Genomic DNA, 13,574 nt, shown 5'->3' with positions numbered 1-13,574 from the left:
CCGTTAGTTTTACCACCCTATAACGCGCTTTAGTTCGACAACGCAAACACGTTTGGCTATCGCAGGAATAGCATAGGTATAGGGTAACGGTCAGCAGAGGTTGCTAGCTGTTACCCAATTTTTTAATGATTCGACCAACAATAATAATTCTAACACCGAAAAGGTCTGGTTAATGTCTGAGAACAACCCTCAACAACAAAAGCCACAGCTCAGCTTCTGGCAAATATTTAATATGTGTTTTGGATTTTTGGGCATTCAATTTGGCTTTGCACTGCAAAATGCCAATGTAAGCCGAATATTCCAAACCCTTGGCGCATCGATTGATGATATCCCAATTCTGTGGATTGCCGCGCCTTTAACCGGACTCATTGTACAGCCTATCATCGGTTACCTCAGTGATAACACCTGGGGAAGATGGGGAAGAAGGCGACCATTTTTTGTACTAGGCGCAGTTTGTACGACCTTAGCACTTTTTGTTATGCCCCACTCTCCTGCTTTGTGGATTGCTGCTGGCATGCTATGGATTATGGATGCATCGATTAACATCGCGATGGAACCTTTTCGGGCATTTGTTGGCGATAACCTGCCCAATAAGCAACGCACTCTGGGTTATGCGATGCAAAGCTTCTTTATTGGTATTGGCGCCGTCATCGCATCAGCGCTACCCTATATTTTAAGTAATTATTTTGATGTCAGTAATACTGCGCCCGCTGGTGAGATTGCTGATTCAGTACGTTACGCTTTCTATTTTGGCGGTGCCGTGCTTTTCCTTGCTGTAATGTGGACCGTCATTTCAACCAAAGAGTACTCACCTGAAGAGTTAGCTGAATTTGAAAAACATACTGATGCAAGCCCTACCCAAAAAACAGGCCAACGTAGCGCAACACAGTACCGAAACGGCAGTATCCTCTGGGCAAGTATTGGTAGCATTTTTACTGCCACTATTTGGTTGTGTGAATGGGATAAGCAATTATTTATTCTCAGTTTAGGGATCCTAAGCTTTGGTCCTTTACAACTATACTGCTCAAGCAAATTAGCCCAACTGCAGCACGGTGCTCAAGCAAATAACCCGTTAGGTGTAAGTCGTGAAAAGCAGGGGTTGATCTTTTGTGTGGTCGATGACCTGTTTAATATGCCCAAAGCGATGCATCAACTCGCTTTAGTGCAATTTTTCTCCTGGTTCGCACTATTTGCCATGTGGATCTATACCACAGCAGCCGTGACTGACTATCACTATGGTAGCCAAGATGTATTATCAAAAGCCTATAACGATGGTGCTGACTGGGTCGGCTTGCTCTTTGCTGTTTATAACGGTTTTGCGGCAATTGCAGCTATTTTTATCCCGATACTCGCGAAAAAACTAGGCTTAAAAGTGACTCACTGCATCAACCTGTTCTGTGGTGGTCTCGGCCTTATAAGCTTTAAGTTCATCAGCGATCCCACCTTATTATGGCTGCCAATGATAGGCATAGGTATCGCTTGGGCTTCAATACTCTCTGTCCCATACGCCCTGCTCGCAAATACATTACCAGCAAAGAAAATGGGTGTTTACATGGGAATATTTAACTTCTTTATCGTCATCCCACAATTATTGGCAGCAAGTGTGCTTGGTCTTATCGTCAGAGTACTTTTCGATGGCCAGCCGATTTACGCCCTGATCACCGGTGGCACGCTGATGATGGTAGCAGGTATAGCTGTGCTAAGAGTCAATGTCGACAATAGCCAATGATCCTTGTTGAAGATCAAACACTCAAAAACCTTAACAATACACTTTGTGTTTTACGCAAAATAAATAAAGAAGCATCATATTTGGGGAAGCAAATGGTAGGTCCAATCACATTTAAACAAACAGTACTTACCGCCGCAGTGAGTATGGCGCTGTTACTAGCCGGCTGTAACAATCAACATACAGAAAATAATACTGAAAAAAGTACCGAGTTAAATTCTGTTAAAAGTGAAACAACAAAACTTAGCACTGGTAATCAGCGAAATTCTATTGCACCAGGAATTCCTGGAAACGACCCAACATGGGCTTTTGCAGGAAAAACCGGCATTGGCACCTCTTATGAGCCCTATGCAGACGGTAGTTATCAAGATAGCGCAGAAAACCCTATCAGTCGGGTTTGGTTCTCGCTTGCCCAAGGTATTGTTACTGAAACCATGTTCGGTCTTATTCATAATGCGCAACTTAAAGAGATGCAATTTATTGTAACCGGTGACGGTTTTGTTGATACCGAAAAAGATGATACTGAACACTCTATCGAGTATTTACACACTGATGAGCAAGGCAGACCACTATCACTTGCCTATAAGCTTATTAATAAAGATAAAGGCGGAAAATACCAAATAGAAAAACATATTTTTACTGATCCTGACCGCGATGCACTAATGATGAAGGTGATCTTTACTGCATTTGAATCCGGGATCACTCCATACCTAATGGTTAACCCGCATATCGACAATAGTGGTGCAAATGATATTGCTCAGTATGACACTGCTAATAAAGTGTTTACCGTAAACACCACAGATAAAAACAGCAGTGTCATGAGTGTTAAATCAAGTATTGATTTTAGCCAAGCAAGTGTTGGCTTTGTTGGCATCTCTGATGGATTAACCGATCTAAAAAATAACGGTGATATGAACTGGCAGTACAGCGCAACCTCCGATGAAAACCAAGGAGGGAATGTCGCACTCACCGCCCAGTACCCGAGCCCAATAGTAAAAGCCGGCGAGCAACAAGCTAAGATAAGTTTTGATCTCGTCATCGGTTTTGGCAGCGATAAGCAAAACAGTTTAGCTAATACAGACGCGAGCCTAGCAGCAGGTAGCGACAAAGTACTCGCAGCCTTTAACGGTGATGGAGATGCATTGGGTTGGCAAGATTATCTAAGCTCACTCGATGCATTAAACAACATGGTGAATACCACTACTGATAATGGCAAGTTGTTATACGCCAGTGCATTAGTGTTAAAAGCCCAAGAAGACAAGACCCATGCCGGCGCGTTAATCGCCTCACTTTCTAATCCATGGGGAGATACGGTTTCTGCAAAAGTTGGCAGTACCGGCTACAAAGCGGTTTGGCCACGGGACTTTTATCAATGCGCGATGGCCTTTCTAGCAATGGGTGACAGCCAAACGCCAAAAACAGCGTTTGAGTATTTAGAGAAAGTTCAGGTAACTGAAAATACTCCGGGTTATACCGGCACACCAGGTTGGTTTTTACAGAAAACCCATGTAGATGGACAGATTGAATGGGTCGGTGTGCAATTAGATCAGACTGCAATGCCTATCATGCTCGGCTGGAAGTTATGGCAAGCTGGGGTATTAAGCGATACTGAAATAAGCCATTGGTACAAAAAAATGCTCAAACCTGCCGCAGAGTTTTTGGTCAATGGTGGTGAAGTTAACTTAGATTGGAATCACACCAATATAACACCACTAAAAACTCAACAAGAACGCTGGGAGGAGCAGCAAGGCTACTCACCTTCAACCACCGCAGCGGTAATATCAGGTCTTATCAGTGCCAGTGATATAGCAAGTCATACTGGCGATGAAATAGCGGCCAAACGTTATTTAGATACCGCAAAAATGATGCAGAACCAAATAGCAAAACTTATGGTCACAACCAATGGTTTACTGGCAGCATCAAGCCGCTCTAATAGTGATTCAGACCAATATAAAAAACTACCCTATTTTGTACGTTTAGCGCCAAACGGCGAACCAAACCTTGATACTAAGCTCGGTGACAACAATGGTAGAGATGGCCTTGATCAACGCCTTATTCTAGATGGAGGCTTTTTGGAACTGGTTCGCTACGGTGTAACTGACGCAACCGATAAGACGGTGAGTAATACGGTTGCACTGATAGACGAAGAGAAACTAGAGCATAACTTAAGAGTGAAATACCAGTTTAAAGCCAAAGATGGGTCACTTATTCCAGGCTTTAGACGTTACGGTAATGATGGTTATGGAGAAGATGAAGTCAACGGTGACAGCTACGCTGAGAAAGGCCAAAACAGTGCTGGGCAACGAGGGCGTGTTTGGCCATTTTTTACCGGAGAACGTGGCCATTTTGAGCTTGCTAAAGCCCTTAAGAGCAACAGCCTTGATAGTGACTCCCATCAAAAGCTAATCATTACTTATGTGCAAGGAATGGAAACTTTTGCCAATGAAGGATTAATGCTACCGGAACAAGTATGGGACGGTGTTGGCAACCCAACGCGTTACGACTATAAGCCAGCTCAAGGCACTAACTCTGCCACACCACTTGCTTGGACCCACGCTGAATACATTAAGCTGGTGCGTTCGATGTCCGATAAACAGGTATGGGATAACTATTCTATAGTGAGTGAAAAGCTCAACAACTAATTTATCAATTAGCTCAAGCGAGAAAATACTAGCTCGTTAGTGACAAACTAACGGGCTTTTTTATTGCCTTATGCTTATCTTTTCACTTTTAAGTAAACCATATTGATACTCACTCCCCCAAGCGCCTTTAAAGAATATATTATTGATAAAATGCGCTTCACGGCGAAATCCTACTCTTTCTAATAATTGATAGGAGGGCTGATTGTCGCAGTCAGTAGTCGCAATTATTCGGTGCTTTTTCATATCATTAAATAGATAACCGATAAATGCATTCAACGCTTTAGTGGCAATCCCTTTACCTTGATGCTCTGGCGCCAAGGTAAAGCCCACTTCAACTTGCTCGGCATCAATAAAGTGGATTGCAAAATCACCTAACAAGTTATTGCTGTGGGTTGCAACAATTGCAAGTTGGAACCATTGCCCTACTTCACCAAATTGATGCCCCTGCATCGACTCATACAAGCTATTGGCTTGTTCTATCGAGTAGTCATTCCAGCTTTGGTATTGAGCAACCTCTTTAACCGCTCGATAACGCGCAAAAGTCTCTAGGTCGCCAAGTTCAAACTCACGGATAGTTAAATCATCCACGGTAAATATCTTCGACATTGTTATGACTCTACTGTTAATTTATACAACCGACTCTCTTCATCATAAGCAGCCAATTTTTCAATTTTATCGAATACAAAGCCCAGCCGCTCTAGTGTCTTTATTGAAGCCTCGTTCCCCATAGAGGTCACTGCAATAAATTCCTTTGCCTTAAGAACAGTTTCACCATAGTTGAGTACCGCTTTTACCGCTTCTTGCGCATACCCTTTAGACCAATAGGCTTTTGCAAACGCATAGCCTAGTTCAAAATCATCGCGATAATCTCGACATATCAAGCCACAGATCCCAATCGGTGTATCGCCATTTCGCAATGAAACCAGGAACATACCATAACCGTTATCAGCATAACTTTTAGTGAAATTATCTGCTATATAGTTAGCAGCTTGCTCAAGGTTGTGAACTTGTTTGTCCGCTATCCCTTCTATAAAGCTTGGTTCGTTAAGTAAGCACAGAATAAAACTCGCATCAGCAGCAGTAACCTGTCTAATTGATAGTCTTTCACTGGTCATTAAAGCCATATAAATCCTTTTATAATCACACTCAAATATCTGTTAATTTGTTTCTAATAGATCGCAGTAATTTCATAATGATGAAGTTTCCCCCCAATGTTAATCGAAACTTCATCATTAACCTCGCGTGACATCAGTTTTTCGCCAATAGGCGACTGCGGCGTGATGAGCATAAAATTGCGTTTAGCTAATTCAATTTTTAGTCCACCAGCACTTGGCCCCACAAACAACAAGCTGACAATATCCTCTTGGTCAACAAGTTCAACTAAGTGACCAAGCGTGATCTGCTTTGAGCTGTGAATAACGCTTTCTTTTGAAGCTCGACGCTTTGATAAGGCGAAAAGTTGTTCAAAACCTGCGATATCCGCCTGGCACTGCGCGACTCTCACTGATTGGCCGTGGGCTAGGTATGACGCCTCTAAACCAAAAGTATCGTATTTATTCTCTGCAACGCTTTCACTACTGGTAGCAGTATCATGGGCACGCTTGGCAGCATTCACCGCATCTTGATGCACTTTTATAAGGGCTTGCTGAATCGAATGTTCTATCTCTTCTCTGCTAAACACGGAAAACCCTGTAGTTATTCAAAGAATGTTGAATATAGTTTTAATTGCTTGCAGCATAACATGCTTGATTAAACTGACAAATTAGTTAACTTAGGAGATGTGCAATCGTATTAACTAAGTCGCGCATCAGCTTAGAGAGTGCCATCTTTCAGTTAGGGATCATCAATGCAAAACAGCCATAATAAAGACAATAAACTTCTCAATTTTGGCTTGCTCAGCCTAGCAATGGCCGCAGCGACATGCACTGCGCAAGATCTTGAGCCTAGAAGCTATACCAATATTCCCATTGGGATGAACTTTTTAGTCGTCGGCGCAGCACACTCAGAAGGTGAGCTTTCGCCTGCGCCGACCGCACCAATTGAAAATGCAGACATCAACATCAATGCTGCAGTTGTCGGATACGCCCATACTTTTGCATGGGCTGGCAAATCATCAAAGATTGATATGTCGGCAAGTCGACTTTGCTATAAAGGCAGCGCTGACTTTCAAGGCGAGCGAGTAACCGCTGATAGATGCGGCTATGGCGATGCTAATATTCGACTCTCCTGGAACTTTTTTGGCGCGCCGGCTTTAAAGCCTGCCGACTTTGGTGCATGGAAGCAAGGTGTTGTGGTCGGTACCAGTCTACAAATAACCGCGCCTACGGGAAGTTATGACAGAGATAAACTACTAAATGCGGGTGCTAATCGCTGGGTATTTAGACCAGGATTAGGCATGTCTCATAAGCTCGGTGACTGGTATTACGATTTAATTGCTTCTGTGCGTTTTTACGGTGATAACGACGAGTATTTTAATGACGTTAAGCTAGAGCAAGATCCACAATATACCCTACAAGGTCACTTAATTTACAATTTTAGCAGAGGCCATTGGTTATCGCTTAACGCCAACTTCTATTTTGGTGGTGAAACCCATAAAGACAATGTCGATTCATTTGATTCGCAGGAGAACTCTCGCTTCGGCATTACCTATTCAGCGCCGATTAACAGAAACAATAGCATTAAACTTTACGCCAGTACTGGCGTGGTTACTCAAGTCGGTAGCGATTTTGATACGCTCGGTGCAGTTTGGCAGTACATATTCTAGATTGATTAGCCAAAAATATGCCGCTCAACTTAATGCACTAATAAAAAAGGTTCAATGGCAGTATTACCGTTGAACCAGTTCTATTTGCAGTCAAGCATTTGCGAATGCTAGCTGTTACTCTATATCGTCGAAATACCAGTAACCAGCATTAACCCAATCAGTTAATTGATTGAGTGTTTCATCATCAGCCAACCAAGGTGTTAGCGCCTCTAGAGTTAACTGCTGCGAGTCACATAACAGTGCGATTAACGACTCTTTAGTTTCGCCTAGTTGGATCTGTTCACCATTTATATAGAGCATACCGTCAGCGGCTGTTGCTTCAAAATACAAACAACGCAGGCCACCAAGCTTTACTAGCGGCTGTAACTTTAACTGCTCGGTTACGTCAAGACTTTGAAAACCTAAATGGTCTTCAGGTAAATCAAGTTCACATTTCGACTGAGTAAGATAACGGCCACTAAACTCACTGATTAGCTGGTCATCTAACGTGCTGAATAACTGCTGCTTAATGCGTGCTAAGTCGGAGTTATTGACCACGCCAGAGCCATTAGCTAGTTCACGGTCCGGATCGGCAATCTGCTCATTACACAGATCGTTATCGATAATGTGATCAGCCATTGCGCTCACCATGTCTTTCGCAGAGGCTGTTCGATAACCGACTGAGAAGCTCATCGAAGGCTCAAGAGTCACACCATCATGAGGATACCCCGGTGGCAGATATAAAATATCGCCAGGCAATAGTTCAACATCAATGATCGGATCAAATGCTTCTGTATGAAGCAATGCTGGATGAGCGGCAAACTCTTTGTGAGGACCGAGATCCCCCACTCGCCAACGTCGGCGACCCGAGCCTTGGCAGATAAACACATCGTAAAGGTCAATATGAGGTCCAACTCCGCCACCTGGTGTGGCATAGCTAACCATGACATCATCAAAACGCCAGCGTGGGATAAAATCAAAACATTGAATTAACTCTTCTGCTTCTGGTAACCAGTTATTCAGTGCTTGAACAATTAAGGTCCAATCTTTTTCACCAAGCTTCTCGTAAGATTCAAATGGGCCAAACTCAGCTTGCCACTCATCGTTTGCTTTAAAGACTCGGCGTGACTCAACCATCTCGTCACAAGCAAGTCCAGCCATCTCTTCAGGAGAGAGCAGATCTTGAAAATTTTTAAATCCTTGGCGGATCACTAGTGGTTTTTTTTGCCAGTACTGCTCTAAGAACTGCTGCGGCGTAATACCATTTAAATCTAATTGCATATTTATCACTCACTATAATTTGCGGCGATCCTAGCAAGTATTAGCATTTAGTTATTTGGGCAAGATCATAAATTGGCAAGTTGCTGAACATTCAATTTGCGTTACATTTAAATTGACTCCCCACAATGTCGCTCTACAATATGCGCAAACTCTACTGGTAAGAACTGCACATTGGCACACTCTTTTGCTTCACCCCATTCGACAAATCTTCAAAACGATATCGCTTTAGATGCAAGTACGGTCATTGTGCTCGATTTTGAAACCACTGGTCTGTCTCCAAACCAAGGCGACCGAGCCATAGAAATTGGTGCAGTGAAATTACGAAATGGCATTGTAGTTGATCGTTTTCAAGAGCTAATGAATCCGGGCTTTCGTGTTAGTGGCTTTATCGAGAGTTACACCGGGATTAGCAACCAAATGCTAAGCAGTGCAGCGCCTTGTGATGAAGTCATGGATCAGTTTGCTGACTTTATCGCTGACTATAATATGGTTGCCCATAATGCATCTTTCGACCAACGATTCTTAGATGCCGAGCTCAACGCTATTGGACGTGGTTATAACGGTCAGTTTGCTTGCTCGATGTTGATTGCTAGAAGGCTATATCAAGAAGCGCCAAACCATAAACTTGGTAGTTTAATCAGTTACAAGCAGATTAAACATGATGGTGTTTTTCATAGAGCGTTAGCCGATTCAGAGATGACAGCCGATTTATGGTTAGCAATGCTAGATGATCTTAAGCAAGATCATTGTATTGAAAATGCGGAGTTTACATTGATGCAAACGATAACAAAGCAGAGTAAAGCCAACATCTTTAGATTTTTGTCTAATTACAGCAACTAACGCCTTTTGCCGAGTATGACATGTTTTATCGCTCGGCAGCTAAAAAGTTGCTATGCCGACTGACGCACCACTAAGTTAGTCGGGATCAGCTGCGGTGATACCTCTTCACCGTTAATCAGTTTAAGTACACTCTCAACCAGAATTTCACCTGCCAGCATAGTATTTTGCTTAATTGTCGTTAATGGCGGATTAGCAAAACTAGCCACTGGAATATCGTCATAGCCCATGACAGCAACATCTTCGGGAACAGCTAACCCTTTAGCGTTAAGTGCCCTTATGGCGCCAATTGCAATAAGATCGCTAGCGGCAAAAATAGCGTCAAAGGCTTCACCACTATTCAGTAAGCTATTGGTCGCATCAAATCCCGACGTTTCTGTACTTATCGCTGCAAACTGTATGGCGTTATTTGCTTTAATCCCGGCTTTTTTCAGTGCGCTGAGGTGACCTAAGTAACGGTCACGAAACTCAGGGCTATGACTAGATGAATCGCCAATAAAGGCAATGTTGTTATGCCCTTTCGCTAAGAGGTGTTCTGTGGCTGTTACGCCACCTTGATGGTTATCACAACCAATGGTTAATACCGATTTATGATTGTGTTCTGCGCCCCAAATGACGAAATGGGTATTTTGCTCTAACAGTTTTGCTAACTTGGTTTCGTAATCAACAAAGTCACCATAACCAAGTAAAATAATGCCATCAGCCTTGTTACTGTCCTCATAATCCGCATGCCAATCACTGCTTAACTGTTGAAAAGAAACCAGCAGATCATAGCCCTTTTGTGCGGAAGCTCGAGTGATTGAGCCAAGCATAGATAAAAAGAACGGGTTGATCAGTGAGTCATCATTGGTAGGATCCTCACAAAGTAACAACGCAAGCGTCTGACTGTTTTGCATCCGTAAGTTACTGGCATTTTTATCAACTTTATAGTTAAGCTCTTTTGCAATCGCTTGGATACGTTGGCGGGTTTCCAAATTCACCAACGGACTGTCTCTTAAGGCTCTAGAGACTGTAGATTGTGACACTCCCGCTTTGTAAGCTATATCAATGGATGTTGCTTTTGTAACCATGATTCTTTCAAACCTTTATTATCGTTTTAGGTAGTTTTTATAGCGTTACTTACTTCACTCTCACTGATATAGCCTATCGGCCTATATACCTAACTCATCAAACAGATCGTCTGCACTACTCATTTTTGCCTCATTAGAGGTTGCGCTGGCTTTTACTTGTTTTGGGCTAGTGCCTTGGCCATGCTCTGCCAACAGATCATCTAAGTCAAAATCTTCATCTGCATCGAAATCTGTTAACTTAATGAACTCTGTTTTATCCATCGCAAATTCTAGATAGAAAATATGATTATTCTGAGTTTTAAAGGAAACTCTTCTTGCCACGGCTTCATCAAGGTTAGTATCAACCGAAATGGTCAGCTCTTTATTAATGGTCAACATTTTCGGCTGACTTTGGCTAATTGATGTCTGCAATTCCTTACTAATTTTGTTAATGAAATCCCCTAGCATTTGATTCATCAACTCACCCATCACATTGCCGACTTCGTCAGACGTGTGCGAGAACGCCAACTCTGACTCAGGCATGCCCATATTAAGCATATACTCTCGATAGATCTCAATCGCCGCGGGTGCCGAAAAATTGATTACCACTAGGCCAGAAAAGCCACCGTCAAAAATAGAAAAACAACCTAAATCAGGCTTTAAACAAGTACGTGTAATTGACTGCACCATTCCAGCATGGGTGATCTGGCTGTTGGTGGTACTAGAAAGTACGTGAGAGACTGATATACAAAGCTTACGTAGTATGTCATCAGTGGTGACAGAATCTTGCGTTGTTAGCATAATGAAAACCTTCTTATTGTAATCGTTTCATAGTGCCGCAAACCTTTAACAAAACAAAGCAAAAACATAGCTAAAATCGAGAATTATTGCTAACCAGTACAGTCTTTAGCCGATCCTATTCGTTAATCTCACTACCTTTAGAACATTAAACTTCAAGTAAAAGGTCGTGAGTCAACCACGCCTCGCATTAATCCTAATTAAGCCACTGCGAATAAATAAAAGTATAAGAAACGATGTAGTTAACATTTTAAAAATAAACATAACCTTAGCTGTTCTTTTTAGGCAAAATAAACGGTACATTTAGCCTACTATTTCACTAATAGAGCTTCACCATCATGACAGCCATATTAAGACAACTCACCATCCTTCAGCGACTAATTTTAATGCTTATGCTTGCTGCGATTGGCACAGTTGTTTTTGCCAGTTTTTCAGTCAATGAACAATATAACAATCTTGTGACACAAAAGCTGGAACAGAATGATGCTCAACTTAATACTGTAGTCAGCATTATTGAGGCCCATAGACAGCAAGTCATTAATGGAAAAATTTCTGAAGCTGAAGCAAAAGTCGAATCAGCAAGTTTGGTGAACCAAATCAATTTTGGTAACGATGGTTTTTTCATTCTAACCGATGACAACAACACTATTTTGGCTCATGGTGGCAATAATCAAGCAATCGGCAGAAACATCGCGAGCATCAACCAACCGGGCAATGACAGTACACTTTCAGCGCTGGTAGCAAAGGCTTCGTCTGCCGGTAGTGCACAGGGAGAGGTGAACTTTAATAATCCTCAAACTAGGCAGTTAGAAAGTAAATTGGTAGAAGCGAGATATTACCCTGCTTGGAATTGGACACTGATAACAGGTAGCTACAAAAGCGAGATAACCTCAGTCATGTATTCAATGGCGATAGATTACTTAGTCATTATGTTGATGATCTCTATTCCTATTTTCAGTTTCTTTCTGATGCTCAATCTCTCTATCACTGCGCCACTAAAAGATGCGATTGCAGCGATGAAAGATATCGCTCAGGGCGAAGGCGATTTAACCAAAAGATTGCCTACAAAAGGTAAAGATGAAGTAGCAGAACTTGCTGAAGCATTTAATCTGTTTGTCATTAAAATAGCTGATACCGTCGCCCAATTGCAGCCTTTGGGTAAAAGCCTTGATGATGATGCTAATCGCTTGCTTAATGCGGTACAAGAATCAAATAGCAGCGTTGATCATCTGCATCAAGAAACCAGTAGCGTCGCCACTGCTATTAACGAAATGTTATCGACTACCCACGAAATGGCGAGTAGTACCAATCAAGCTGCCGATGCCGCGAACAGCGTCAAACAGCAAGCACAGTTAAGCATGGAAAAAATGGGCAGTACTTTAGACAATACCCAGCGCTTAGTTGAAGAGCTCAAAACATCAGAGCAGATCACCCATGAACTTGGCAGTTCATCAAAACAAATTGGCAGTATTTTGGATGTGATTAGAGGCATAGCCGACCAAACTAATCTATTAGCCCTCAACGCAGCAATTGAAGCAGCCCGAGCAGGAGCTCATGGCCGTGGTTTTGCAGTTGTCGCCGATGAGGTTCGAGCGCTTGCTAACCGTACTCAAGATTCAACCAATGAAATACAGAAGATCATTACAGAGATCCAATCAGGAGTAGGTTCGGTAGTCACCAGCAATGAGCGCACCCAACAACAATCAGAACAGGTACAAACACAAGCTAAAGGAGTGGGTGACTCTCTGGGAGAAATCTTAGCCTTAATCGCACATATTAGTGACATGAACACTCAATTAGCCAGTGCAACAGAAGAGCAATCTTTAGTTACCGAAGAGATTAACCGCAACATTTGTAGTATTACCGAATTAACAGAAGTGTCTGTGAAAGCTAATGAAAGTAACCATCATGCAGCGGTATCTTTGCAATCAATTAGCCAGAACTCAGCAAAAACGTTAGGTCAGTTCAAGGTAAACTAAGCACCTTATCCACACTAAATCTGGGGCATTATTTGCCCCTTTTTCATTTCTAAAACTATGTTAAGCTAAATTCAATTTGGAAAACTCATCTAAACGGAATTGAATTTATGGCACGTATGACATTAGCTGTTCATCCGCAGCTTTTTACTATCCATAGCCTAGCTCCTGACACGATCGTGCCAAACAGCATATTCCAGCAAGAGATCTATTTTATCGGTAAGACGCGAGAAGAGTTGTCGGTGGTGGTTGATTCCACTTTCGAAATTGACAGCATAGAGCAAGAGCATGGCTGGAGTTGTTTAGAAGTGCTGGGGCCTTTAGGTTTTTCTATGACAGGTATTTTGTCGAGTGTCTCTGGTGCACTTGCCGAGCAAAAAATATCAATCTTTGCCATTTCTACCTTTGATACTGATTATATTTTGGTAAAAGAAGAAACACTTACCGAGGCCACTAAAGCACTCAAGAAAAAGAACTATCAGATAATTAATCATCAAGAATAATTACGATGACCAATTAGCC

The 13,574-nt window shown here is 42.3% G+C and carries 12 protein-coding genes; 6 read left to right on the top strand and 6 right to left on the bottom strand.

Annotated elements, in window-relative coordinates; genetic code table 11:
- Positions 1–172 precede the first annotated feature (172 nt).
- Both AB4135_RS06515 and AB4135_RS06510 read left to right on the top strand, forming a co-directional pair.
- Positions 173–1,729, top strand: coding sequence for an MFS transporter (locus AB4135_RS06515; protein ID WP_371991350.1), 1,557 nt, complete (start codon positions 173–175; stop codon positions 1,727–1,729).
- A gap of 143 nt (positions 1,730–1,872) precedes the next feature.
- Positions 1,873–4,368: a glycoside hydrolase family 15 protein gene (locus AB4135_RS06510; protein WP_371991558.1), complete on the top strand. Its 2,496-nt coding sequence runs from the start codon at positions 1,873–1,875 to the stop codon at positions 4,366–4,368.
- A gap of 60 nt (positions 4,369–4,428) precedes the next feature.
- Here the strand turns inward: AB4135_RS06510 and AB4135_RS06505 are convergent, their stop codons facing one another.
- The 3 genes from AB4135_RS06505 to AB4135_RS06495 are packed head-to-tail and all read right to left on the bottom strand — an operon-like array spanning position 4,429 to position 6,049.
- Positions 4,429–4,974 carry a GNAT family N-acetyltransferase gene (locus tag AB4135_RS06505; protein WP_371991348.1) on the bottom strand — a complete coding sequence of 182 codons (546 nt, stop codon included), beginning with the start codon at positions 4,972–4,974 and terminating at the stop codon, positions 4,429–4,431.
- 2 nt (positions 4,975–4,976) lie between these two features.
- Entirely contained in the window at positions 4,977–5,492 is a 516-nt protein-coding gene (locus tag AB4135_RS06500) for a GNAT family N-acetyltransferase (protein WP_371991346.1), read from the bottom strand.
- A gap of 44 nt (positions 5,493–5,536) precedes the next feature.
- On the bottom strand, positions 5,537–6,049 hold the full coding sequence (locus tag AB4135_RS06495; RefSeq protein ID WP_371991344.1) for a GreA/GreB family elongation factor: 513 nt from the start codon (positions 6,047–6,049) through the stop codon (positions 5,537–5,539).
- 165 nt (positions 6,050–6,214) lie between these two features.
- Between AB4135_RS06495 and AB4135_RS06490 the strand changes: the two genes are divergently transcribed.
- Positions 6,215–7,132, top strand: coding sequence for a transporter (locus AB4135_RS06490; protein ID WP_371991342.1), 918 nt, complete (start codon positions 6,215–6,217; stop codon positions 7,130–7,132).
- A 114-nt stretch (positions 7,133–7,246) separates the two neighbouring features.
- Here AB4135_RS06490 and AB4135_RS06485 read toward each other — a convergent pair whose 3' ends face one another.
- Entirely contained in the window at positions 7,247–8,392 is a 1,146-nt protein-coding gene (locus tag AB4135_RS06485) for a JmjC domain-containing protein (protein WP_371991340.1), read from the bottom strand.
- Between the two features lie 171 nt (positions 8,393–8,563).
- Between AB4135_RS06485 and AB4135_RS06480 the strand changes: the two genes are divergently transcribed.
- Positions 8,564–9,232: a PolC-type DNA polymerase III gene (locus tag AB4135_RS06480; RefSeq protein ID WP_371991338.1), complete on the top strand. Its 669-nt coding sequence runs from the start codon at positions 8,564–8,566 to the stop codon at positions 9,230–9,232.
- A 50-nt stretch (positions 9,233–9,282) separates the two neighbouring features.
- On the opposite strand, the gene AB4135_RS06475 is transcribed toward AB4135_RS06480, so the two are convergent.
- Together AB4135_RS06475 and AB4135_RS06470 are read right to left on the bottom strand one after the other, a co-directional pair.
- Positions 9,283–10,299: a LacI family DNA-binding transcriptional regulator gene (locus tag AB4135_RS06475; RefSeq protein WP_371991336.1), complete on the bottom strand. Its 1,017-nt coding sequence runs from the start codon at positions 10,297–10,299 to the stop codon at positions 9,283–9,285.
- Positions 10,300–10,380: 81 nt separating this feature from the next.
- On the bottom strand, positions 10,381–11,079 hold the full coding sequence (locus tag AB4135_RS06470; RefSeq protein ID WP_371991334.1) for a DUF3334 family protein: 699 nt from the start codon (positions 11,077–11,079) through the stop codon (positions 10,381–10,383).
- A gap of 335 nt (positions 11,080–11,414) precedes the next feature.
- Between AB4135_RS06470 and AB4135_RS06465 the strand changes: the two genes are divergently transcribed.
- Positions 11,415–13,055: a methyl-accepting chemotaxis protein gene (locus AB4135_RS06465; protein WP_371991332.1), complete on the top strand. Its 1,641-nt coding sequence runs from the start codon at positions 11,415–11,417 to the stop codon at positions 13,053–13,055.
- 107 nt (positions 13,056–13,162) lie between these two features.
- The gene (locus AB4135_RS06460) at positions 13,163–13,555 is read left to right on the top strand and encodes an ACT domain-containing protein (protein ID WP_371991330.1); all 393 of its coding nucleotides are present in this window, start codon (positions 13,163–13,165) and stop codon (positions 13,553–13,555) included.
- The last annotated feature ends 19 nt before the right edge of the window (positions 13,556–13,574 follow it).

The organism is Shewanella sp. 10N.286.54.B9 (genome assembly GCF_041468565.1).
Lineage (GTDB): Bacteria > Pseudomonadota > Gammaproteobacteria > Enterobacterales > Shewanellaceae > Shewanella.
This window is presented reverse-complemented; position numbering and strand designations above follow the sequence as displayed.